The sequence below is a fragment of the Croceicoccus ponticola genome (genome assembly GCF_004004515.1).
In the GTDB taxonomy this organism is placed as follows: Bacteria; Pseudomonadota; Alphaproteobacteria; order Sphingomonadales; family Sphingomonadaceae; genus Croceicoccus; species Croceicoccus ponticola.
This window is the reverse complement of sequence record NZ_RXOL01000004.1, coordinates 124,375-147,262: the sequence shown is the minus strand read 5'-3', so window position 1 is coordinate 147,262 and position 22,888 is coordinate 124,375. Positions and strand designations below refer to the sequence as shown.

The following is a 22,888-nucleotide window of genomic DNA, read 5'->3' as shown; positions in this document are numbered from 1 at the left end:
GACGCTACATGACTTTCCATGACCGAATACATGGTAGTCGACGAACACGACATGCTGCCGCGCGACGGCACGATAAAGCTGCACGGACCTTCGGCCTTCGAAGGGATGCGCAAGGCCGGGCGCCTTGCCGCCGAGATTCTCGATGCGATGGTGCCCTTGATCCGTCCCGGCGTGACGACCGGAGAAATCGACGACGAAGTGCGCCGCCTGACGGTGCGGGGCGGGGCAGTGCCCGCGACGATGGGTTATCGCGGCTACGCGCATTCGTGCTGCATCTCGATCAACCATGTCGTTTGCCACGGCATCCCGGGGTCGAAAGCGCTCAAGGAAGGCGACATCCTTAATATCGACGTGACCCCGCTGCTGGACGGCTGGCACGGCGATTCGAGCAGGATGTACATCGTCGGCGAAGCCTCGCTGAAAGCGAAGCGGCTGGTCGACGTGACGCACGAATGCCTGATGATCGGCATAGAGCTGGCCAAGCCGGGCAACCGGCTGGGCGACATCGGCGCGGCGATCCAGAAGCATGCTGAAAGCCAGCGTTACGGCGTGGTGCGCGATTTTTGCGGCCATGGCCTTGGCCGCCTGTTCCACGACGCGCCCGAAGTGATCCACGCAGGCCGTCCCGGTACCGGTCCCGAATTGAAACCCGGCATGTTCTTTACGATTGAGCCGATGATCAACCTGGGCAAGGCTTCGGTGAAACTGCTCGACGATGGCTGGACGGCGGTGACGCGCGACCGATCGCTTTCGGCGCAGTTCGAACATTCGATCGGGATTACCGAAGACGGCTGCGAGATTTTCACGCAAAGCCCCACCGGTCTGGACAAGCCTCCCTACGCCTGACGGGCTGCGCTTCGCCTAACGCGATACCCTGCGGCCAACACGCCGGGGCCGAAGTTCGGTTGCATTTCAGGATTCCTGAAAAAGAGAGCCCCGGCGCTGCGCGGCACCGGGGCTTCCCTCCTCTCCAAACTTTTCAGGGACAGCGCGAAGCTGCCCCGTAAATCGTCGATCGCGCCTCAGTCTTCGGGCGCGATAGTCACCTTCAACCCGTCCAGATCGTCGGTCAGCGGGATCTGGCAGGACAGGCGCGAATTTTCATTGCGGTGGTCCGAACTGTCGAGCAGATCGTCCTCGTCCTCGCTCACTTCAGGAAGCTTGTCCTTGAAGGAGGGGTCGACATAGATGTGGCAAGTTGCGCACGAACAGCAGCCGCCGCAAAGGGCGAGCAGTTCGTCGAAACCGTTGTCGCGGATCGCTTCCATTACGGAAAGTCCTTCGGCCGCATCGACGGTCGATTCTTCGCCTTCGCGGTTCACAACGATCAGTTTCGGCATACGAAGCGCAATTCCCGGTCATTTGGACCCCGCTTCCGCGCAAGCCCGTTTCACGTCATGGTCGGGGCTGCTACTGGCTGAAACTCGAATTGGCAAGACCTTGCTGCACGGCATTGCCGCAAGCGGCTGTTACGGGAGCATGATCTTGGGCCTTACACGCGCGCAACTTGAAACCGGGCTGGACGCCATCGCGGCGATAGAGCCGGCCATGGCCCGCGCGCTGGACCAAGTCGGCTATCCCGCCGCACGGATTCGCGACCGTGGATATCGCACGATGCTGCGTACAATCGTGGGGCAGCAGGTGTCGGTCGCGGCGGCCGATTCGGTATGGCGCAAGCTTGAAGGGCTGTTGGGCGAAACGATCCCGCCCGAAGAATTGCTGGCCGCCGAATTCGACGCGCTGCGCGCCTGCGGCCTGTCGCGTCAGAAACAGGGCTATGCTCGCTCGCTCTGCGAATTGGTGACGGCGGGCGAGGTTGATTTCACTTCGTTGCCCCACGATGACGAACAGGCGATCGAACAGCTGACCCGGATCAAGGGCATTGGGCGCTGGTCGGCGGAAATATACCTGCTGTTCGCCGAAGGACGCGAGGACATCTGGCCCGCCGGCGATCTTGCGGTGCAGATCGGCGCGGGCAAGCTGCTGGGCCTGCCCGAACGGCCAAGCGAAAAGGAAACCCGCACACTGGCCGAACCCTGGCACCCCCACCGTGGCGCCGCGGCGGTGTTCATCTGGCACTACTATCAGAACGCTGCGCTCTAGCGCGCGACACTCAAGTCCGCATTTCTTCCGGCAAGCGTCAGTCGACGACAAGTTCGCCGGTCATGCCCAGCGCGGCATGGCCGAAGTGGCCGCAGACCAGATCGTATGTGCCCGTTGTGGGGATCAGTACGACCGTTTCGGTCGCATTGCCCGCAATGTCGATCGTGCCGTCCGACACCTTATCCGCATCGGCCGGGGCGATTTGCGCCGACTCGAAAAAATCCGGCGCGGCGAAACTGTGCCCGCCTGAAGTTTCGTTGAACAGGACAAGCCGATAGGCGCGGCCTGCTTTCAAGTGGATATCGGACGGTTTGAAGCTGAAGTTCGCAAGCCGGATTTCCACCGATTCGGCGTTGGCCAAGACGGCGCTGTCCGCAGTCGTGTGAACTTCTATCGGTCGGGAAGATGCGCACGCCGAAAGCAATACCAGCGAGACTATAAAGAGGTGGCGCATGACCATTCTCCTTCCTTTGCTGACCTCCTAAACGATTGAAACGCCCTTTTGATCCTGAGCGGCAGAAACAATGCCCGAAGCGTCAGGCCACCAGCGCCGCAATCGCCTTTGCCATCGCGATGTCGCGTTGTGACACGCCGCCCGCGTCGTGGGTCGTCAGCGTGATTTCCACCCGGTTATAGACGTTGAACCATTCGGGGTGGTGATCGGCCTTTTCGGCCATAATCGCGACGCGCGTCATGAAGCCGAAAGCCTCGATGAAATCGGCGAACGCGTATTTGCGTTCGATGGCCAGCCCGTCGCCGCGCAATTCCCATCCCGTCAATTCCGCGATTGCGCCGTGTAATGCATCACCCGTCAGTCGTTCGATCACTGGTCCCATCCTCCTGCTTGGCAGTTTCCGCGCGATCCCATAGGGCAGCATTCGAATGAATGCGAGCGAGCCATCCCTGCGAGCCCAAAACGTCGCCTGTCGGCGTGGCGACCGGCTGTTGTTCGCGCGGCTTTCGCTGGCGCTGGGACCGGGCGATGCGCTGCATCTGGCCGGTGCCAACGGGATTGGGAAATCGAGCCTGATGCGCATCCTTTGCGGATTGCTGCGACCCTATGCGGGAAAAGTGGAACGGGACGGCGCGCTTGCGCTGCTCGACGAACGTCCTGCGCTCGACACGCATCTGCCGCTGGGCGGAGCGCTGGCGTTCTGGGGCCGGGTCGATGGCATCGCGCCTGCGCGTCTGGACGAAGTGGCCGACACGGTCGGGTTGGGCGATCTGATGGACGTGCCGGTGCGATACCTGTCGACGGGTCAGCGCAAGCGGGCGGCATTGGCGCGAACGATCCTGCAGGGTGCGCCGATCTGGTTGCTGGACGAACCGCTGAACGGGCTGGACACCGCATCGGTCGCGATGGTCGAACGGCTGGTGGCGCAACATTGCGCGGGCGGCGGGCTTTGCGTTCTCGCTTCGCACCAACCGGTGGGCGTGACCGGGCTGCGGCGGCTCGAAATCGCGGAGTTTGCGGCATGAGGGGGGCGGGCGTGAGGGCGCGGGCATGATTTGGCCGATCCTCAAACGCGATATCGCGCTTTTGCTGGGCGGCGGTCGGCGGGGCGGCGCGTTGTTGCCGGTGCTGTTCTTCCTTGCCGTCGCAATGCTCTACCCCTTTGCCGTGGGGCCCGATGCGAAACTGCTGGCGCGCACCGGCGGCGGGGTCGTGTGGGTCGCCGCGCTGCTGGCCGCGATCCTTCCGCTCGACCGATTGATAGAGCCTGATCTGGAGGCTGGTTTCTTTGACCAATGGGCATTGCGCGGGCTGGCGGAGGAATGGACCTGCGCGGTTCGCATGGTCGCGCACTGGTTGACGTTTGCCCTGCCGCTGATGCTGGCGACGCCGATTTCGGGCGTGCTGCTGGGCCTTTCGGGCGAACAGATGATGACGCTGGAATTGGGCCTGCTGGCGGGAACGCCGGGGCTCGCGGCGCTGGGCGTGGCGGTCGCGGCGGTCACTGCGGGTCTGCGCGGCGGGGCGGCGTTGGCCGGATTGTTGATCATGCCGCTGGCCGTTCCGCTGCTGATTTTCGGGGCGGGCAGCCTTTCGGCAGTGGGCGAGGGCGGGATTGCGCTGACGGCGGCGGTCAGCCTCGTGCTCGTCGCGATGTCGCCCTTTGCTGCGGGTGCGGCGTTGCGGGCCGCTCGTGAATGAGCGGGCGCGAATGATCGTCGCCTTGCGGTCGCGGAAGGTTTGGGCCCCTGCGGCAAGTTCGGCTGCTGCCGGGCGAAGCTTTTTCTTCATTGCCCTGACAGGTTCGGCGTCCTACCTCTCCGCGTGATATGCACACCGTTACTGACACCCTTTCGCTGATCGGCAACACCCCGCTCGTGCGCCTTGCCGGGCCGAGCGAGGCGGCGGGTTGCGAAATATTCGGCAAGTGCGAGTTCATGAACCCCGGTGCGTCGGTAAAGGACCGCGCGGCGCTGTGGATCGTGCGCGACGCGGAAAAGCGCGGCATCCTGCAACCGGGCGGCACCATCGTCGAAGGGACGGCGGGCAATACCGGCATCGGCATCGCGCTGGTCGCCAATGCTCTGGGCTACAAGACGGTGATCGTCATGCCGGAAACGCAAAGCCGGGAAAAGATGGACACCTTGCGCGCGCTGGGGGCCGAACTCGTGCTCGTGCCCGCGGCGCCGTTTTCCAATCCGGGCCATTTCGTCCACACCAGCCGCCGGATTGCGGAAGAAACGCAGAACGCGGTCTGGGCCAATCAGTTCGACAATATCGCCAACCGCCGCGCCCACATCGCAACCACCGCGCCCGAACTGTGGGAGCAGATGGAGCACGCCATCGACGGGTTCACTTGCGCCGTCGGCACCGGTGGCACGCTGGCGGGCGTGGGCATGGGGCTGAAGTCGTTCGACGAGAATTGCACCATTGCCCTGTCCGACCCGCACGGCGCGGCGCTCTACAGCTATTACCGCGACGGCGAATTGAAGTCCGAAGGATCTTCGGTCGCCGAAGGGATCGGGCAGGGCCGCATCACCGCCAATCTTGAAGGTGCGCCGGTCGACACGCAATATCGCATTTCGGACGAAGAAGGTATCGAATGGGTCCGTCGCCTGCTGGCCGACGAAGGGCTTTGCCTCGGCTTGTCGAGCGGCATCAACGTCGCGGGCGCGGTGATGCTGGGGCGCGAACTGACCGAACGGCTGGGCCGTCCGGCGCGGGTCGCGACGATCCTGTGCGACACCGGTTTCCGTTACTTGTCCAGCCTCTACAACCGCGCATGGCTTGAACAAAAGGGCCTGCCCGTATTTCCCTGGCTGGCCGACTGATGCTGCCGCGCCGCCGCCTTTCCCGCACTCCGGTTCCCGGCGCCACCGCTTCGGCTTCCGCCGGCGTTGAAACCGGATCGGGCCTGTTCGGCACGCGCGGCGAAGCGATGCATCGGCTCAAGGTCGGCGTCGGCGGATTGCTGTCGGTACTGTTCCTGGTCGCCATCGCCGGTTCCATCCTCGAAAGCGCGCAAAAGGCCGACGAAACCGGCACCACGACGACGCAACAGGAAACCGCGAACGAACAGTCGAGTGATCCGCTGGTCGATATCGGCGTCGCCCCCGAACTGCCGGGCAGCGAAGCTGTGGTCGTGCCCGATCTGCCCGCGGACCAGATGCCGCCCGCAGCGCAAGGCGACATGCCCGCCGCGCCGCCCGCTCCCGCCGGGAATTGACGGTCATGTCTCGGCGCATGGCGATCACGCTGGTCGTGCCTCTCCTGCTCGCGGCCTGTTCCGCGTCCCCGGTCCAAACCGATCAGTCCGTCGAAGATTCAGGCGCGCAGACCGAGGCCGAGGCAGACGCCGGAACCGACGTCGGCCCGGGTGCCGAAAAACCGGACCTGATGCTGTTCACCAGCCTGCCGATCCTGTGGTCCGAAGGGGGGCTTGGCGACATCTTGTCGCAAACGGCAGAGGTTCACTGGGCCCGCACCGCGCTGGAAAGCCGGTACGACCTTGTGCCCATCGACACGCTGGCGACTCTGCCCGAAGCGGGCACGATCGTGATGGCGCAGCCCCGCGCGCTTTCGCCAGGGGAAAATGTCGCGCTCGACGCGTTCGTCCGTGCGGGCGGCCGAGTGCTGCTGATCGTCGACCCGATGCTCGACGCGCACTCCCATTACGGATTTGGCGATCGCCGCCGACCCGAAGCTATCTCGATGCTGTCGCCTATCCTCGCCCGCTGGGGTATGAGGCTCCTGCCGGACGAGCGGGGCGATCACATCGCCCGATGGGGCTCCCGCGATTTCCCGGTCGAAGACGGCGGACGCTTCGAATTGGCCGACGGCGGCCACGACAGCAATTGCCAATCGGTCAGCGAGGGCCTTGTCGCATGGTGCCGCGTGGGCGGGGGCAAGGTCATGCTGATGGCTGACGCGACTTTCCTTGCCGACGGGGAAAACGCGGGAGCTGCGGGCGAGGGCCTGCTTTTCGACCTTATTCAAGCTGCCGAAGGGCCCGCTACGGCCACTTGAGCCTCGTTTGCCGGCCGCGTGCAATCGCGCACCGGGGAAATGACGGGACGGGCACGGGCCCAACACCGATTCTCTCGTGAAATCACGGGATTCGCCTTGAATTGAGGGGCTTGTTCGGCGATTCCTGGCATCGCAATCCAGGTGCTAATCCACGGATTTCCACCGTAGAGTGCGGTAAAACCGTATTTTCCCGTAATTTCCCCTTTCATCCCCGCTAAAGCCGGGGTATTACCATTGCTGTTCATGGAACGCTTCGTTTGCCGCACCCGCTGGGGGTGTACCGGGCCGCGCTAAGGCACGACCGGGTGCGGGGAAGCTGTGTTCCGACGGGATCGACACTAGGGCTTGGGGTATTCGTGGCGGTAAGGCCATTCAGCTACAGGGGACAGGGCTTTTCGCTTCGCGGCGAAAAGGGTCGTTTCGTGTTGCCGCCGGCCTTCCGCAAGGTCGTCCGCGACAGCTCGAACGATCAGCGCATCCTCTGCGTCGCCAAGCATGACCGTTGGGATTGCCTGACCGGTTTCGGCCTTTCGCGCATGGACGAGCTCGACGAACAGCTCGACCGCGAGGAAGAGCGCGCCTTGCGCCTCGACAAGGATTTCGACCGCGATACCCGCTCCGCACAGCTTTACGGTTTCATGGAAGTGCCGTTCGACGATTCGGGCCGCTTTATCATGCCCGACTATCTCGTCGGCCTCGGCGGGCTGGAGGAACAAGTGTTCTTTCAGGGCGGCGGCGCGTTCTTCACCATCTGGAACCCGGCAAAGCTCATGGAAATGGGCGACGACTGGGCTGCGGCAAAGGCTGCCTGCAACGCGATGATGGCCGAAACCGACAAGCCGAAGCGGGGCGGCAAGTGACGCAAGGCACCGCCACCACGGCCCCACACACCCCCGTTCTCCTGGACGAAGTCGTCGCCGCGCTTGCCCCGCGGCCCGGCTCCGTCATCATCGACGCCACGTTCGGCGCCGGCGGCTACACCCGCGCCCTGCTCGACGCCGGTGCGACGGTCCACGGGTTCGACCGCGACCCCGATGCGATCGCAGCCGGAAGCCGTTGGGAAGAAACCGTCGGGGATAACCCGCGTCTGGTGCTCCATCCCCGTCGCTTTTCCGAAATGGCCGACGCAATGCACGAAGCCGGTGTGGCGCAAGTGGATGGAGTCGTCATGGATATCGGCGTTTCTTCCATGCAGCTCGACCAGCCCGGACGGGGGTTTGCCTTCTCTTCCGACGGCCCTCTCGACATGCGCATGAGCCAGGAAGGCGAAAGCGCTGCCGATTTCCTGAACACCGCCAGCGAGGAAGCGATCGCCGACGTACTGTACAAATATGGTGAAGAACGTCAGTCGCGCCGCGTCGCCCGCGCCATCGTCGCCTCGCGCCCGCTGGAAACGACCGGCCAACTGGCCAAGGTCGTGCGCAAGGCGCTCGGATATTACCCCGGCGCGCCCAAGGATCCGGCGACTCGCAGTTTCCAGGCCATCCGCATCCATGTGAACGGCGAACTCGACGAATTGGCCGCAGCGCTGTCCGCGTCGGAGGAACTTCTGAAGGAAGGCGGACGCCTTGCCGTCGTCAGCTTTCACAGCCTCGAGGATCGCATCGTGAAGCATTATCTGCGCGACGCATCGGGCTCTGCCGCCGCGCCGTCGCGCCACATGCCCGACGTCGCGCCCGCCCATGCCCCGGTGTTTCAGCGTCCCGCCAAGGCCGTGCGCGCGGGCAAGGCCGAACTGGCGCGCAACCCGCGCGCCCGGTCCGCCGTCTTGCGCGCCGCTATCCGCACCGCTGCTCCCGCACGTCCCGCCGCCGAGAGGATCTCCGCATGACCCACCGCAACCGCCTGCATTCGCTGCTCTGGACCGGTGCCGTCGTGCTGGCTACCGCGCTCAGCCTCGTGCTCATGCTGCAGGTGAAGGCCGTGAACAGCGAGATCGCGGAGCGTGAAAAGGCGATCATCGCGACCAAGCAGCAGATCGCGGTGCTGGAAACCGAATTCCAGACTCGCGCCCGGCAGCAACAGCTGGTCCGCTGGAACGAAGTGGACTTCGGCTATGTCGCCCCGCAGGCGAGCCAGTTCCTCGACGGCCGTGCGCAATTGGCCGCGCTGGGCAAGCCGGTCCGGATCATCGAGGCTGAACCCATCCGCATGGCCGCCGCCGCGCAACTGCCCGCAGAGCCCGACGCCGGCGACGCCGCGCCGGTCCGCATGGCCAGCGCCGACAGCGCGCGGGCAGAGTTGCAGGGCGATGCCGGCAAGATCGACGCCCCGATCCGGTTGGCCCAAGGGCCGACCATGATGCGCCAGCTGGTCGCGCGCGAAATCGTCAAAGCGCCCCAAGCCATGGCGAAGACCGCGGTGAAGTCGGCGGTCAAGGCCGCGTCCGCCGCCCCGGCGTCATTTGCCGACCGGTTCGACCTCGATTCGGTGATCGCAGAGGGCCAGCGCTGATGGCATCGATACCGCTCGGAACGGCCCAGGGCCTTTCCGGGCATGGCCACGGCCACCGCATTTCGGTTCACGCATCGCCGCCCGCGCCGTCGCGCCGGGCGGATCTTCGTGCGACGACCCTGACACTGGCGCGCAAGCGCGTCGCGCTGATCGCCTTTGCCTTTGCGCTGGCGACGGCGGTGCTGGTGCTGCGCGTGGCGATGATCGGGGTGTTCGGTGGCACCGGTTCGTTCACGCCCGCCGGCAATGCCCTGCTGCCCGATCGCGGCACGATCGTCGACCGCAATGGCGTGCCGCTGGCGCGCGATTTTAAATCCTATGCCCTGTGGTTCAATCCCAAGGCGATGGAAGGCGGCGATCCGCTGACCCGTTCGCCGCGCGAAGTTGCGCGCAAGCTGGTCGAGATTTTCCCCGACATGGACGAGGCCGACCTTGAAAAAAGGCTGGCCAGCGGCAAAGGGCAGTACTTGCGCCGCCGCATCCTGCCCGATGAGGCGAACCGCGTGTTCCGCATCGGCGAACCGGCGCTGTCGCCGCCCGCCGAACCCAGCCGCTATTACCCCGAAGGCAATCTTGCCGCCCACGTGCTCGGCTATGTCGGTGCGGACGGCAAGGGCCATGTCGGCATGGAAGAAGTGTTCAACACGTCGCTGAGCGATCCCGAAACGCGCGGCAGCGAACAGGTTCTTGCCATCGACACCCGCGTCCAGGCCGCGCTGGAAGATGAATTGCTGCGCGGCATGGGTCTGGCGCAGGCCAAGGGCGCGGGCGGTATCGTCATGGATGTCGATACTGGCGAAGTCGTCGCGATGGCATCGCTGCCCAGTTTCGATCCCAATCACATCGATGAAAAGGGCATGGCCCTGATGTTCAACCGGGTGACGAACCAGGTCTATGAACTCGGGTCGACGTTCAAGCCGCTGACGATCGCCGCCGCGATCGACGCAGGCGTCATCACCAATCTTGGCCGCACCTTTCCGGCGGGCGCGCCGTTGCGCGTCGGGCGCTTTTCTATCCGCGACAGTCACACCATCGGCCAGCATCTGAACGTGCCGGAAATCCTGATCCATTCGTCGAACATCGGCACCGCGCAGATCGCCGACGAACTGGGCAGCGTCCGCATGAAGAAGATGATGGAAAAGCTCGGCTTCAACGAGCGTCCCTACATCGAACTGCCCGCGCGCGGTTTCCCGATCTGGCGCAGCGGCGAATGGCCTCGCCTGACGACGATGACGGTGTCGTATGGCCACGGCATCGCGGTTACGCCTCTGCACCTGGCCAGCGCCTATGCGACGATGGTCAACGGCGGCATCTGGCGGCCGGCGACGCTGAAGAAGGTGAAGCCCGGCGAAGCGCCCAAGGGCCGCCGCGTGTTCAAGGAAGCGACCAGCGCCCGCATGCGCCAGCTGCTCCGCATGATCGTGACCGACGGCACGGGCCGCAAGGCCGACGCCCCGGGCTTCCGGCTGGGCGGCAAGACCGGCTCTGCCGAAAAGCCGGGTGCGGGTGGCTATAATCGCACATCGCTTGTCACCACGTTCGCCGCTGCCTTCCCGATGGACAATCCGCGCTTTGTCGTGATCACGATGTACGACGAACCCAAGGGCACGGCGGCAACCAGCTATCAGCGCACCGCGGCGTGGAACGCGGCTGCCGCCGTTGGCCGGATCGTCCCGCGCATCGGCCCGATGCTGGGCGTGTACCCCGACGAAAATCGCGATATCGACCTGACCGACGTGCGCCCGCTGATCGAACACGGGGGCGCGCACTGATGAAGCTTTCGGCGCTGGCGCAAAAGGCGGGCATTGCGATCGACGGCGACGCTGACGTCACCGGCTTCGCCATCGACAACCGCAAGGTCGCGCCCGGCACCGTGTTCGGCGCATTCCGGGGCAGCGAGGCCAATGGCGAGGATTTCATCCCCGCCGCTATCGCCGCCGGAGCCATCGCAATCGTCGCGCGTCCCGGTGTCGAGGTCGACGGCGCGATCCACATCGCATCCGACGAACCGCGCCAGGCTTTCGCGCGACTTGCCGCCGGGTTCTTCACCCCGCAGCCCGCCACCGTAGTTGCCGTCACCGGCACCAACGGCAAGACCAGCACCGTCGAAATGACCCGCCAGATCTGGCGCATGTGCGGATATTCCGCCGCGTCGATCGGCACGCTGGGCGTTACCACGCCCGACGAAAGCGTTTCGACCGGGCTGACCACGCCTGATATCGTCACGTTCCTGTCGAACATGACCGGATTGGCCCGCGAAGGGGTGACGCATGTCGCCTACGAAGCATCGAGCCACGGTCTATCGCAATTCCGCAACGAAGGCCTGCGCGTTGCCGCCGGGGCCTTCACCAACCTTTCCCGCGACCATCTCGACTACCATGCCGACATGGAGGCCTACTTCGCCGCCAAGATGCGCCTTTTCGATGAGGTCGTATCCGACGGTGGATCGGCTGTAGTATGGATGGACGATCCGCGCAGTGGCGCGGTCTGCGAACATGTGCGCCGGCGGGGTCTGCACTTGTTCGCTGTGGGCGAGCAGGCGGATGCCGCCAATCCGGGCATCCGCCTGCTCGATCGCACGCCGACCGAACTGGGTCAGGATCTGAAGCTGGCTTACGCAGGCGACGAATATGCCGTGCGCCTTCCGTTGATCGGCGCCTATCAGTCGGCCAACGCGCTCGTCGCGGCGGGTTTGGTGCTGGCGACGGCGGACGATGCAGGGCCGATGGCGAAGCAGGTGTTCGACTGCCTGTCCCGGCTGCAACCCGTTCGCGGGCGGTTGGAACGCGCGGCGATCAACCGGGCCGGCGCGCCCGTCTATGTCGATTACGCGCACACGCCCGACGCGCTCGAAGCCGCGATTTTTGCGCTGCGCCCCCATGTCACGGGCCGGCTCATCACCGTGTTCGGCGCAGGCGGCGACCGCGATACCGGCAAGCGCGCGCCGATGGGCGAAATCGTGGCCGCGCATTCCGAGGTCGCCATAGTGACCGACGACAACCCGCGCGGCGAAGACCCCGAAGCGATCCGCGCTGCCATCGTGGCGGGTGCGGGCGCGGCGGACAATATCGCTGAAATCGCTGGGCGGCGCGAAGCCATCGCCACCGCGATCGCACAGGCAGGCAAGGGCGACATCGTCCTGATCGCCGGCAAGGGCCACGAACAAGGCCAGATTTATGGTCGCGGAGAGGCCACCCGCGTCCACCCATTCGACGACGTCACCGTAGCCAGGGAGTGTGCCGCATGAGTGCCCAGCCTGTTCCGAACGATACCCGCCGCGCGATTATCGAGGAAAGCGAGGGGACCGCCTATCGAACGCTCTGGCGCGCGCACACGGTGGCGCTGTCTGTCGGCGGCATCGCGCATGGCGAATTCGCGGCGCATTCGATTGCGATGAGCCCGGCCAAAGTGCTCCCCGGCGCGCTATATTTCGCACGCGGCGAAGTGGACGCGGTCGCAGCACTAGCTCGCGGCGCGGTCGGTGTCGTCAGCACCCGGCCCGTGCGCGGCGCGCATGTGCAGGTCGACGATATCGATGTCGCTCTGGCGAAACTGGCCCGTGCGGCGCGGAACCGGGCGCGTGCGACCATCATCGCCCATGCTGGATTTGCCGGCGACGTGGCCCCCGACGTGCTGCTCGACGCGCTGGATCGCGCAAGCCGCGGGCTGGCTTATGCCGCGTCTGCCGAAGACGGGCTCGATGCAGGGCTCGCCGGGCTGGCCGCGGATCGCAGCCACGCGCTGTTCGCAATCGGCGGGGCGCCGTCGATCGATCGCTTGCGCCCGCACCTGTTCATGGGCGGTCGCGAACTGGGCCGGGCCGAAGGCATCCGCGCCAGCGGATCGCTGCAATCGGGCGGTGCGGCCGTGCTGCCCGCCGATCACCCCGATTTCGCAGCATGGCGCGCCGCCGCGCTTGACGCTGGCGCGCAGGTCTTCGGTTATGGCCGCAAGGCCAGCGCTGACATCTGCCTGCTCGATGCCGTGCGCGGTGCGACTGGCGGCTGGCTGGTGACGACCGAAATCATGGGCCAGCGCATGTGCTATGCTCTTGGCGACAGGTTCGGCGATGCATGTGGCAGCCTTGCCGTGTTCGGCGCGATGCGCGCGGCGGGCGCATCGCTCGGTTGTGCGGCGCTGGCCATGCAGCCGGGCGCGTCCGAACCGCAACGCCGGGCCGTCGCGGTGTGATCGCGGCGGCATGACCGGTCTGTGCCAGCCGAACCGCGAGGGAGCTAGGCCGACCCGCTGGGGAAATAGAGAGCGGCCCGCTTCACAAGGCGGGCCGCTTCGCGCATGGCAGCATGGTGATCCTGCCGCCATGTTGCGCGTGGCCCGCCGGATGTGCCCCGCCCGCACTTGAGGAGCGCCGATGCTGTACCTTCTTGCCCAGTTGTTCGAATTCGAAGGGCTGGCCAACCTAATCCGATATCAGAGCTTTCGGGCGGGCGCCTGCCTGCTGACCGCGCTGACCATCGGCATGATCATCGGCCCGCGCTTCATCGGATACCTCCGCGTCAGCCAAGGCAAGGGGCAGCCGATCCGTCTGGACGGGCCGCAGACGCATCTGGCCAAGCGCGGCACGCCGACGATGGGCGGATTGCTGATCCTGACGTCGGTGCTGATTTCGATGCTCCTGTGGATGGACCTGACCAGCTGGATGGTGTGGGCCTGCATCGCGGTGACCATCGGGTTCGGCGCGATCGGGTTCTTCGACGATTACGACAAGGTGACGAAGCGCAGCCACAAAGGCGTTTCGGGCAAGGTGCGGCTGACTTTCGAATTCGCGGTCGCCGGGCTTGCCGCGTGGCTGGTGGTCGATGACACGGTGCTGTACCTGCCGTTCATGACCTTCGGCATTCCGCTGGGGCCATTCTATTACGTTTTTGCCGCGTTCGTGATCGTGGGTGCGGGCAATGCCGTGAACCTGACCGACGGGCTGGACGGGCTGGCGATCATGCCGGTCATCATCGCTAGCGGCACGTTCGCGATCATCGCCTATCTCGTCGGCCGGACCGATTTCGCGACTTATCTCGGGATCCCCTATGTCGAAGGCGCGGGCGAACTCGCCATCCTTTGCGCCGCTATCATCGGCGCGGGGCTTGCCTTCCTGTGGTTCAATGCGCCACCCGCCGCGGTGTTCATGGGCGACACCGGTTCGCTCGCGCTTGGCGGCGCACTGGGTGTCATCGCGGTCGCGGCGCACCACGAAGTCGTGCTGGCGATCGTCGGCGGCCTGTTCGTGCTGGAGGCGGTTTCGGTCATCGTGCAGGTGTTCTGGTTCAAGCGGACCGGCAAGCGGATTTTCCGCATGGCGCCGATCCACCATCACTTCGAACAGAAGGGCTGGGCCGAAAGCACCGTGGTCATCCGGTTCTGGATCGTATCGATCGTGCTGGCGGTCATCGGCCTTGCGACGCTGAAAGTGCGATGAGCGAACACGCCGCATCGATCCTGCCGGAGGCGGTTTTTGCCGGAACGCGCTATGCGGTGCTGGGGTTGGCGCGCACGGGGCTGGCGACCATCTGCGCGCTGTGCCGTGCGGGCGCGCAGGTCGTGGCATGGGATCGCAGTGCCGATGCGCGCGAAGCGGCGCAGGCCATGCTGTCGGACAATACGGGCCTTTGCGAAATCGCGGAATTGACGGCGCAAAGCGTCAGGGGCTGCAACGGCATCGTCGTATCGCCCGGCGTGCCGATCAATGCCCATCCCATCGCAGGTGTCGCACGCAGCGCCAACGTGCCGCTGATCGGCGACATCGAACTGTTCGCACTGGCCCGTCCGCACCTGCCGCCGCACCGCGTGATCGGCATCACCGGCACCAACGGCAAATCGACCACCACCGCGCTGATCCACCACTTGCTGGAAAGCGCGGGGCAGATCGCACGGCTGGGCGGGAATATCGGCATTCCGATCTTGGGAACCGAACCATTGCCGGCCGCCGGCACCTATGTGCTCGAACTTTCGAGCTATCAGATCGACCTGACGCGCACGCTGGAGTGCGACGTTGCCATCCTTCTCAATATCTCGCCCGATCATCTCGACCGCTATGACGACGGGTTTGTCGGATATGCCGCGTCGAAAGCGCGCCTGTTCGAAATGCAGCATGGCAAGGGGCTGGCCATCGTCGACCGCCATTCGCTGATGGACATCCGCCCGGTCGCCCGCGCGCTGGAACACCGCGCACCGGTGGTGATCGAGGATGTCGCGCTGCCCGGCGATCAGTCCGACTGGCCCGCGCTGCAGGGTCCGCACAATCTCGGCAATGCTGCTGCCGCTGTCGCCACCGCGCGTCGGCTGGGGCTGGACGACAACGTGATCGCCGCAGGGTTGAAAAGCTTTCCCGGCCTGCCCCACCGGATGGAGCGGGTGGCCACCATCGGCGGCGTGCTGTTCATCAACGATTCCAAAGCGACCAATCCGGCCTCCACCGCACCGGCGCTGGCGGCGTTCGCGCCGGACGATGCGGGTCCGCGCATTCACTGGATCGTCGGCGGTCTGCCCAAGGGCGATACGCTGGGCGAAATCGAACCGCATCTGGGCCATGTCGCCACCGCCTATACCATCGGGGAAGCTGGCGCGATGTTCGCGGACCTGCTCGAAGGCCGGGTGCCGCGCGTCGTGCGCAGCGAACTGATGGCAGAGGCGGTTCGCGCCGCCGCCGCCGCCGCGCGGCCGGGCGATGTCGTCCTGCTCAGCCCGGCATGCGCCAGTTTCGACCAGTTCCGCGATTACGAAAAGCGGGGCGAGGCTTTTGTCAGCATGGTCCATTCGCTTGGGGGAGACGCGCGATGAGCGTGACGCCGCAATTCGAAAACGAAAATTTTCAGCGCGGCGCAGGCGGCGTGCATATCGCCCGTCGCCAGTCGCCCCGACGCAAGGGCCGCTGGCACGAACTCACCGTCTGGTGGCGTGAGATCGACAAGGTACTGCTCGGCATCGTTGCCGCGCTGATGATGGCGGGCGTGATCGGTGTGGCCGCAGGGTCCGCCGCCAGCGCGCGGCGCCTGTCCACGGCGGAAACTACGCTGACCGATTTGCACTTCTTCTGGATGCACCTCGCCTATCTCGTGATGGGGATCGGGGTGATGGTCGCATCGAGCCTGCTGCCACGCGAATCGGCGCGCCGGTTCGCGATCGTGCTGGCGTCGGGCATGTTCCTGCTTTTGGTCGCGGTGCCCTTTGTCGGGGCGGAAGTGAACGGCGCGCGGCGCTGGATCCGGCTAGGGGTCGGGTTCCAGCCTTCCGAATTCTACAAGCCCGCGTTCACCATTCTGTGCGCGTGGATTCTGTCGTGGCGGGTGCGCGATCCGCAATTGCCGGTGATGGTCCTGTCGGGCGCGGTGCTGGCGGTGTCGTGCATCTTGCTGATGCTGCAGCCAGACTTCGGTACCGCGATCCTGTTGTGCGGGGTGTGGTTCGTGCTGGTTGTCACGGTCGGCATGCCGTTGCAGCGGGTGGGCTGGGCAGTGGGCGGGATAGTCACGCTCGTGGTCGGGGCTTATTTCTTCTACGACAACGCGCGGCATCGCATCGACGCGTTCCTTGGCGGCAGTGAAGCCTATAGCCAGGTCGACATCGCCAACAAGACGCTGACCAGCGGCGGATGGTTCGGCCGCGGCCTGTGGATGGGCGAGCGCAAGAACATCCTGCCCGAAGCGCACACCGACTATATCCTGTCCGTGATCGGAGAGGAATTCGGGCTGGTTGCGGTGGCGGGCATCGCGCTGCTGTTCTGCGCATTGGTGGTGCGCGTCCTGTGGCGGCTGGCGGGTGAGGACGATCTTTTCACGCTGCTGTCGGGCACCGGGCTTGCCGCCTTGCTGGGCGGACAGGCGTTCATCAACATGGCCGTGAACCTGCAACTGTTCCCGTCCAAGGGCATGACCTTGCCGCTCATATCCTATGGCGGTTCGTCGATGATCGCCTTGTGCCTGACAGTGGGACTGTTGCTGGCGGTAACGCGCCGGAACCCCTATCTGACGCGCGACGGACTGCCGATGGGGCACAGGAGATAATGGTGTCGGTTTCAGGATGGATGCGATGAGCGTGTCGCGCCACTTCGTACTGGCCGCCGGGGGAACCGGCGGACACATGATCCCGGCCTTTGCGCTGGCAAGCGAACTGCTTGCGCGCGGGCACCGGGTCGCGCTTGTCACCGACGAACGGGGGCGGGCCATTCCTGGCGTGCCCGATGGACTGGACGTTCATGTCCTGCCCGCAGGCCGCATGCAGGGCGGCGTGTTCGCCCGCGTCCGCGCCTTGTTCGCGATCTGGAAGGGGCGGGGGCTGGCGCTTTCGCTGTTGCGCGAATTCGGACCCAGCGCGGTCGTCGGTTTCGGCGGCTATCCCGCGCTGCCGACATTGCTTGCCGCCCGCGCCGCGCGCGTTCCGGCAGTGATCCACGAACAGAACGCGGTGCTGGGCCGGGTGAACCGGTTCCTGGCCAAAAAAGCCGCCGCGATCGCCACCGCCTATGCCCGGGTCGAACGCATGCCCGAAGGTTGCGCGGACAAAGTGCACCTGATCGGCAATCCGGTACGCGCCGAAGTGCTGACGTTGCGCGACCGGCCCTATCCCGCATTTACCGCCAACGGCTTGCTGCGCGTGCTGGTCACCGGCGGCAGTCAGGGCGCGGCGATCCTGTCGAAGGTCGTGCCCGACGGACTGGCGCTGTTGCCCGAAAGCATCCGCCACCGGCTGCAGGTGACGCAGCAGTGCCGCGCCGCCGATATCGAAGCGGTGCGCGACGCGTACAAGCGCCACGAGATTCCCGCCGAACTGGGCACATATTTCGAAGACATGGCCGAACGTCTGGCCGATGCGCACTTGTTCATCGGGCGCGCGGGCGCGTCGACCATCGCGGAACTGACCGCCGTGGGTCGCCCCGCCATCCTGATCCCGCTGCCCATCGCAACCGACGATCATCAAGCCGCCAATGCCCGCGACATGGCCGATGCGGGCGGTGCACGCTCGATCCGGCAGGACAAGTTCACGCCCGACGAACTGGCCCGCCAGATCGAGGCGATGGCCGCCGATCCCGAAGCGTTGGGCAATGCCGCGCACATGGCGTGGAACTGCGGGCGGCCCGATGCGGCAAAGGATCTTGCAGATCTTGTCGAAAGCTTTGGCGGTGCGCCGCTGATGGACGTGATCCGGATGGGCCGCGGGGCTGCCATGGAAGCCGGCACGCGCACGGCGGGAGCAGCGGCATGAAAGGTGTTTCGAACGATATCGGCACGATCCATTTTGCCGGGATCGGCGGGATCGGCATGTCGGGCATCGCCGAAGTGATGCACAACCTCGGCTATTCGGTGCAGGGGTCGGACATCAACGAAAGTTATGTCGTCGAAGGTCTGCGCGCCAAGGGCATCCCCGTGATGATCGGGCAAAAGGGCGAGAATCTCGACGGCGTTGCGGTGCTGGTCACGTCAACGGCGGTACGGCGCGACAATCCCGAAGTGGTCGCGGCATTGGAAAACCGCATACCCGTCGTGCGCCGCGCCGAAATGCTGGCCGAACTGATGCGGCTGAAACGCACGGTCGCGGTCGCGGGCACGCATGGCAAGACGACAACCACATCGATGATCGCGGCCCTGCTGGACGCGGGCGGCGTCGACCCGACCGTCATCAACGGCGGCATCATCAATTCCTATGGCTCGAACGCCCGCGTCGGCGAAAGCGAATGGATGGTGGTCGAAGCGGACGAAAGCGACGGCTCGTTCCTGCGGCTCGATGGGCAGATCGCGGTGGTCACCAACATCGATCCCGAACATCTCGACCATTACGGCAGCTTCGACGCGGTGAAGGACGCCTTCGTCGAATTCATCGAGAACGTACCGTTCTATGGTGCGGCGGTGCTGTGCATAGATCATCCCGAAGTGCAGTCGATCCTGCCCAAGATCCGCGACCGCCGCGTCGTCACTTATGGCTTTTCGGCGCAGGCAGACGTGCGCGGCGAAAACGTTCAGCCCTATCCCGGCGGCAACCGGTTCGACGTGGCGGTGCGCCACCGCGACGGTCATATCGACCGGATCGAAGGCGTCGAATTGCCGATGGCTGGGCGGCACAACGTGCAGAACGCACTGGCCGCTATTGCCGTGGCGTTGGAAATGCAGTGCCCGCACTTCACCATTCAGGACGGGTTTTCCCGTTTCACCGGGGTCAAGCGCCGCTTCACCAAGGTGGGCGAGATCGCGACCGGAGCCGAACCCGCGCTGGTTATCGACGATTACGGCCATCACCCGGTCGAAATCCGCGCCGTGCTGGCCGCCGCGCGCGAAGGGGCATCGGGCACGGGTCATGGCGGCCGCGTCATCGCGGTGGCACAACCGCACCGGTTTACCCGCCTGCGCGATCACATGGCCGAATTCCAGCAGGCGTTCAACGACGCCGATGTCGTTTATATCACCCCGGTCTATCCGGCGGGCGAACAGCCGATAGAGGGCATTGACGCCGCCGCTCTCGTCGCCGGTTTGAAGGATCGCGGCCATCACGCCGTCAGGGTGGTGGACAGCGCCGACGCTTTGGCCGACGCGCTGGCCGGGACGGTGGAGCCGGGCGATCAGGTCGTGTGCCTTGGCGCAGGCGACATCACCAAATGGGCCGCGGGTCTTGCCGACGCCATCAACGCGCGGAAAGCGGGCTGATGGCCAAGATCGGCGAACAGGGTAACAGGCTGGCCATCACGCTCGACGGTGGGGAATTCACTATCCCTGCGCCGCGCGGGAAACTGGCCGCCAACGCCCCGCTCGCCAAACTGACCTGGTTCAAGAGCGGGGGCCCTGCCGAACTGCTTTTCGAACCCGAAGATGCCGACGATCTTGCCGCTTTCCTTGCCGCGCTGCCCGAATGGGTGCCGGTCATGGGGTTGGGCCTTGGGTCGAACATGATCGTGCGCGACGGCGGCGTTCCCGGCGTCGTGGTTCGGCTGGGCAAGCATTTTTCGGAAGCCGAAGTGCTGGGCGACAACACCCTGCGATTCGGCGGCGGCACGCCCGGTGTGCTCGCCAGTTCTTGCGCGCGGAATGCGGGCGTGGCGGGGCTCGAATTCCTGAAATCCATTCCCGGCACCGTCGGCGGATTCGTGCGGATGAACGGCGGGGCCTATGGGCGAGAGGTGAAGGACGTGCTCACCAGTTGCGGCGTCGTGCTGCGCGATGGATCGCGCAAGACTTTGGCGCTGGCCGACATGGGCTACACCTATCGCCATTCGGACCTGCCCGAAGGCGCGATCGTCGTGTCCGCCACCATGCGCGGCGAAGCGGGCGAGCCCGACGCGATCCAGGCCGAAATGGACCGCATCACCGAAGCGCGCGAAGCATCGCAGCCGCTGCGCACCAAAACCGGCGGATCGACGTTCAAGAACCCCGAAGGCACGTCTGCGTGGAAGCTGGTCGACGAAGCGGGCTGTCGCGGGCTGGTCATCGGCGATGCGCAGGTCAGCGAAAAGCACACCAACTTCCTCATCAACCGGGGCGAGGCGACCAGCGCCGACATCGAGATGCTGGGCGAAGAAGTGCGCCGCCGAGTCAAGGAACACTCGGGCATCACTCTCGAATGGGAAATTCGCCGGGTCGGCAAATTCGGCGCGACCGAAGTGGTGCCCGCCTTATGAGCACGACGATCAAGCGCGGCGGCAAGGGCGTCAGGCGCGCGGCTTCGGCCCGTGGCAAGAAACGCGCGGTCGCAGGCGCCAAGGCGCGGACCGGCGGGCTGCTCAATTCCCTGTTCGGATCGCTGGGCCTGTCGGAACGCGCGTTGCAGCGGTTGTTCACAGGGTTCATCGTCCTCGTCGCGATGGCGGTTCTGTGGGCTCTTGCGGTCGTATCGGGGCTGCCCGCCTTTGCCGACGACAAGATCGGGCGGCTTGCTGCCGACACCGGTTTTGCCGTGCGCCGAGTCGAAGTGCACGGCGTCGAACGCATGGACGAACAGGAAATCTACCGCCGCGCCATCGCCGCGCAGGCGCAGCCGATGACACGGCTCGACGTATCGGCGCTGCGTGACGAACTCGTCCTGCTGCCATGGGTGCGCGATGCGCGGGTGTCGCGGCAATTGCCCGATACGCTGGTCATCGACGTGATCGAACGCACGCCCCATGCGGTGCTGCAACAGGGCGAGAAGTTCGTGCTGATCGACCCGTCGGGCCACAGGTTGGAACCCGTGCCTGCGTCCAGGGCGGAAAATATGCTGGTAATGAAGGGTGACGGCGCGGCCGAACGGGCAGCCGATCTTGCCATCCTGTTGGATGCCGCGCCCGCCTTGCAGAAACAGGTGCGCGGGGCCGAATGGATCGGCAATCGCCGCTGGAACCTGACGTTTTCGACCGATCAGGTCATCGCCCTGCCCGAAGGAGAGGAAGAGGCCGCCGACGCGCTCGTCGCCTTTGCCCAGATGGACGGGATGAACCGCATGCTGGGCGGCAAGGTCGCGGTTTTCGACATGCGCGACACCAGCAAGATTTACATGCGTGTGCCGGGGCGGGCGGAAGAAGACCGCGCGGCGCGGGCAGAGGCAAAGCAGCTCGCGGCGGAAACGGCGCGCAAGGCAGGCGGGGACTGACGGACATGGCGAACCTCAGGATCGAAAAGGTATTCGGCGCGATCAACATCGGATCGTTCCGCATTTCGGCGATGATCGCCGGGCTGACGGGCGACGGTGAAATGATCGTGCTGGGATCGGGCCACCGCGCCGCCGACGGCATCCGACGCGGCTATGTCACCGACATGGACGCCGCGACCCATGCCATCCGCGACGCCATCGAACGCGCCGAACGCGCCGCCGATACGCAGGTGTCGAGCGTGTGGATCGGTTGCGCCAACGCCGGATTGATGAGCGAAATCCGCGAAGTCGATATCGAGATCGGCGGCCGCCGCATCGATCAGGACGACGTCGAATACCTCCTGGCCGAAGCGCGCGAACGCATCGTCCCGCAAACCGGCGAACCGCGCGTCGTGCTCCACGCCCAGCCTGCGCACTACGTGCTCGACGGGGCTCAGGGGGTGTCCAACCCGCGCGGGCTCCATGCCCAGCGGCTGGCCGTCGCGGTCCACGTGATGGAGGCTGAGGCAGGCCCGCTTCGCAACATGATGGAAGCGGTGCAGAACGCGCACCTTGAGGTTGAGGGCGTCGTCGGCGCAGCGGTCGCCAGCGGCCATGCCTGCCTGACAGAGGAAGAGCGCGAGCTTGGTGTCGCGGTCGTCGATTTCGGCGCCGAAGTCACCCACGTTTCGGTCCACGTCGGCGGGATGCTGGTGGGCGTTTCGGTGCTGCCCTATGGCTCCAACGAATTGACCGACGCCATCGCCGGCGCGTTCGGCATCCGCCGGGCGCAGGCCGAGCGGCTGAAATGCGTGTTCGGTTCGGCCATCGCCAGCCCGACTGACCATCGCGAGAAGATCCCCCTTTCCGCAGACGAGCACCATGCGGGCGAAGAAGTCCCCCGCGCCGACCTGATCAGCGTCATCAATAGCCAACTCTCGCGCTGGACCGAGGACGTGGCCAAGGCGCTGAAGGGCCTTGGCTTCGTCACCGGACGCGGCGGCAACGGGCGGCAGATTGTCCTGACCGGCGGCGGCGCGGAACTGGCCGGGCTTGCCGATTACGTGCAGCAGGCGCTGGCCAAACCGGTGCGCACGGGCCGGCCGCCTGCGATGAAGGGCTTGCCCGAAGCGCATGCGCGTCCCGGCTTTGCCGCGCTGACCGGATTGGTGCTTTACGCCGCCGCCGACCCGATCGACATCCGCACCCACGGCAGCGCATGGCAGACTTCGAGCCGCTTTGGCCGCATGAACCTTCCCGGCCGGGTGATGCGCGCGATCCGCGAATATTTCTGAGGCGGGGCGCGGG

The 22,888-nt window shown here is 65.6% G+C and carries 24 protein-coding genes; 21 read left to right on the top strand and 3 right to left on the bottom strand.

The features are described 5' to 3' along the window. The first annotated feature begins 18 nt into the window (after window positions 1-18). The gene (gene map / locus EKN06_RS10445) at window positions 19-846 is read left to right on the top strand and encodes a type I methionyl aminopeptidase (protein ID WP_127612855.1); all 828 of its coding nucleotides are present in this window, start codon (window positions 19-21) and stop codon (window positions 844-846) included. 176 nt (window positions 847-1,022) lie between these two features. Here the strand turns inward: map and EKN06_RS10440 are convergent, their stop codons facing one another. Then, the gene (locus EKN06_RS10440) at window positions 1,023-1,340 is read right to left on the bottom strand and encodes a 2Fe-2S iron-sulfur cluster-binding protein (protein WP_127612854.1); all 318 of its coding nucleotides are present in this window, start codon (window positions 1,338-1,340) and stop codon (window positions 1,023-1,025) included. Window positions 1,341-1,485: 145 nt separating this feature from the next. On the opposite strand from EKN06_RS10440, the gene EKN06_RS10435 reads away from it, so the two are divergent. Further along, window positions 1,486-2,103, top strand: a complete 618-nt coding sequence (locus tag EKN06_RS10435) for a DNA-3-methyladenine glycosylase family protein (RefSeq protein ID WP_127613027.1) — start codon at window positions 1,486-1,488, stop codon at window positions 2,101-2,103. A 37-nt stretch (window positions 2,104-2,140) separates the two neighbouring features. On the opposite strand, the gene EKN06_RS10430 is transcribed toward EKN06_RS10435, so the two are convergent. Together EKN06_RS10430 and EKN06_RS10425 are read right to left on the bottom strand one after the other, a co-directional pair. Continuing rightward, on the bottom strand, window positions 2,141-2,557 hold the full coding sequence (locus tag EKN06_RS10430) for a cupredoxin domain-containing protein (RefSeq protein WP_164844042.1): 417 nt from the start codon (window positions 2,555-2,557) through the stop codon (window positions 2,141-2,143). An 82-nt stretch (window positions 2,558-2,639) separates the two neighbouring features. Then, window positions 2,640-2,939 carry a 4a-hydroxytetrahydrobiopterin dehydratase gene (locus EKN06_RS10425; RefSeq protein ID WP_127612852.1) on the bottom strand — a complete coding sequence of 100 codons (300 nt, stop codon included), beginning with the start codon at window positions 2,937-2,939 and terminating at the stop codon, window positions 2,640-2,642. Between the two features lie 46 nt (window positions 2,940-2,985). On the opposite strand from EKN06_RS10425, the gene ccmA reads away from it, so the two are divergent. The 19 genes from ccmA to ftsA all read left to right on the top strand — a co-directional run bounded on the left by ccmA (window position 2,986) and on the right by ftsA (window position 22,875). Beyond that, window positions 2,986-3,582 (top strand): heme ABC exporter ATP-binding protein CcmA, encoded by a 597-nt coding sequence (gene ccmA, locus EKN06_RS10420; protein WP_127612851.1) that lies wholly within the window; start codon window positions 2,986-2,988, stop codon window positions 3,580-3,582. Window positions 3,583-3,607: 25 nt separating this feature from the next. Continuing rightward, the gene (gene ccmB / locus EKN06_RS10415; RefSeq protein WP_127612850.1) at window positions 3,608-4,258 is read left to right on the top strand and encodes a heme exporter protein CcmB; all 651 of its coding nucleotides are present in this window, start codon (window positions 3,608-3,610) and stop codon (window positions 4,256-4,258) included. Between the two features lie 128 nt (window positions 4,259-4,386). Further along, a complete protein-coding gene (locus tag EKN06_RS10410) occupies window positions 4,387-5,388 on the top strand; it encodes a cysteine synthase A (RefSeq protein WP_127612849.1) in 1,002 nt (333 codons plus the stop codon). After that, entirely contained in the window at window positions 5,388-5,783 is a 396-nt protein-coding gene (locus tag EKN06_RS10405) for a hypothetical protein (protein WP_127612848.1), read from the top strand. Before EKN06_RS10410 ends, EKN06_RS10405 begins: the two co-directional genes overlap by 1 nt. 5 nt (window positions 5,784-5,788) lie before the next feature. Then, window positions 5,789-6,583, top strand: coding sequence for a Gldg family protein (locus EKN06_RS10400; protein WP_127612847.1), 795 nt, complete (start codon window positions 5,789-5,791; stop codon window positions 6,581-6,583). Window positions 6,584-6,939: 356 nt separating this feature from the next. Beyond that, window positions 6,940-7,443 carry a division/cell wall cluster transcriptional repressor MraZ gene (locus tag EKN06_RS10395; protein WP_127612846.1) on the top strand — a complete coding sequence of 168 codons (504 nt, stop codon included), beginning with the start codon at window positions 6,940-6,942 and terminating at the stop codon, window positions 7,441-7,443. Then, complete coding sequence (gene rsmH, locus EKN06_RS10390; RefSeq protein ID WP_127612845.1) at window positions 7,440-8,414, top strand: 16S rRNA (cytosine(1402)-N(4))-methyltransferase RsmH; 975 nt, start codon at window positions 7,440-7,442, stop codon at window positions 8,412-8,414. The genes EKN06_RS10395 and rsmH overlap by 4 nt, the downstream gene beginning before the upstream one ends. After that, window positions 8,411-9,037: a hypothetical protein gene (locus EKN06_RS10385; protein WP_127612844.1), complete on the top strand. Its 627-nt coding sequence runs from the start codon at window positions 8,411-8,413 to the stop codon at window positions 9,035-9,037. Before rsmH ends, EKN06_RS10385 begins: the two co-directional genes overlap by 4 nt. Continuing rightward, complete coding sequence (locus tag EKN06_RS10380; protein WP_127612843.1) at window positions 9,037-10,809, top strand: peptidoglycan D,D-transpeptidase FtsI family protein; 1,773 nt, start codon at window positions 9,037-9,039, stop codon at window positions 10,807-10,809. The genes EKN06_RS10385 and EKN06_RS10380 overlap by 1 nt, the downstream gene beginning before the upstream one ends. Beyond that, window positions 10,809-12,284: a UDP-N-acetylmuramoyl-L-alanyl-D-glutamate--2,6-diaminopimelate ligase gene (locus tag EKN06_RS10375; RefSeq protein ID WP_127612842.1), complete on the top strand. Its 1,476-nt coding sequence runs from the start codon at window positions 10,809-10,811 to the stop codon at window positions 12,282-12,284. Before EKN06_RS10380 ends, EKN06_RS10375 begins: the two co-directional genes overlap by 1 nt. Then, a complete protein-coding gene (locus EKN06_RS10370) occupies window positions 12,281-13,228 on the top strand; it encodes a hypothetical protein (protein WP_127612841.1) in 948 nt (315 codons plus the stop codon). The genes EKN06_RS10375 and EKN06_RS10370 overlap by 4 nt, the downstream gene beginning before the upstream one ends. Before the next feature lie 181 nt (window positions 13,229-13,409). Further along, window positions 13,410-14,471 (top strand): phospho-N-acetylmuramoyl-pentapeptide-transferase, encoded by a 1,062-nt coding sequence (mraY, locus tag EKN06_RS10365; RefSeq protein WP_127612840.1) that lies wholly within the window; start codon window positions 13,410-13,412, stop codon window positions 14,469-14,471. A gap of 17 nt (window positions 14,472-14,488) precedes the next feature. Beyond that, on the top strand, window positions 14,489-15,832 hold the full coding sequence (gene murD / locus EKN06_RS10360) for a UDP-N-acetylmuramoyl-L-alanine--D-glutamate ligase (RefSeq protein WP_420810791.1): 1,344 nt from the start codon (window positions 14,489-14,491) through the stop codon (window positions 15,830-15,832). Further along, on the top strand, window positions 15,829-17,055 hold the full coding sequence (locus tag EKN06_RS10355; protein WP_127612838.1) for an FtsW/RodA/SpoVE family cell cycle protein: 1,227 nt from the start codon (window positions 15,829-15,831) through the stop codon (window positions 17,053-17,055). Before murD ends, EKN06_RS10355 begins: the two co-directional genes overlap by 4 nt. 25 nt (window positions 17,056-17,080) lie before the next feature. Further along, window positions 17,081-18,253, top strand: a complete 1,173-nt coding sequence (gene murG / locus EKN06_RS10350; RefSeq protein ID WP_127612837.1) for an undecaprenyldiphospho-muramoylpentapeptide beta-N-acetylglucosaminyltransferase — start codon at window positions 17,081-17,083, stop codon at window positions 18,251-18,253. Beyond that, the gene (gene murC / locus EKN06_RS10345; RefSeq protein WP_127612836.1) at window positions 18,250-19,686 is read left to right on the top strand and encodes a UDP-N-acetylmuramate--L-alanine ligase; all 1,437 of its coding nucleotides are present in this window, start codon (window positions 18,250-18,252) and stop codon (window positions 19,684-19,686) included. Before murG ends, murC begins: the two co-directional genes overlap by 4 nt. Further along, the gene (murB, locus tag EKN06_RS10340) at window positions 19,686-20,654 is read left to right on the top strand and encodes a UDP-N-acetylmuramate dehydrogenase (protein WP_127612835.1); all 969 of its coding nucleotides are present in this window, start codon (window positions 19,686-19,688) and stop codon (window positions 20,652-20,654) included. The genes murC and murB overlap by 1 nt, the downstream gene beginning before the upstream one ends. Beyond that, entirely contained in the window at window positions 20,651-21,601 is a 951-nt protein-coding gene (locus EKN06_RS10335) for a cell division protein FtsQ/DivIB (protein ID WP_127612834.1), read from the top strand. Before murB ends, EKN06_RS10335 begins: the two co-directional genes overlap by 4 nt. Window positions 21,602-21,606: 5 nt before the next feature. Next, on the top strand, window positions 21,607-22,875 hold the full coding sequence (gene ftsA, locus EKN06_RS10330) for a cell division protein FtsA (RefSeq protein ID WP_127612833.1): 1,269 nt from the start codon (window positions 21,607-21,609) through the stop codon (window positions 22,873-22,875). The last annotated feature ends 13 nt before the right edge of the window (window positions 22,876-22,888 follow it).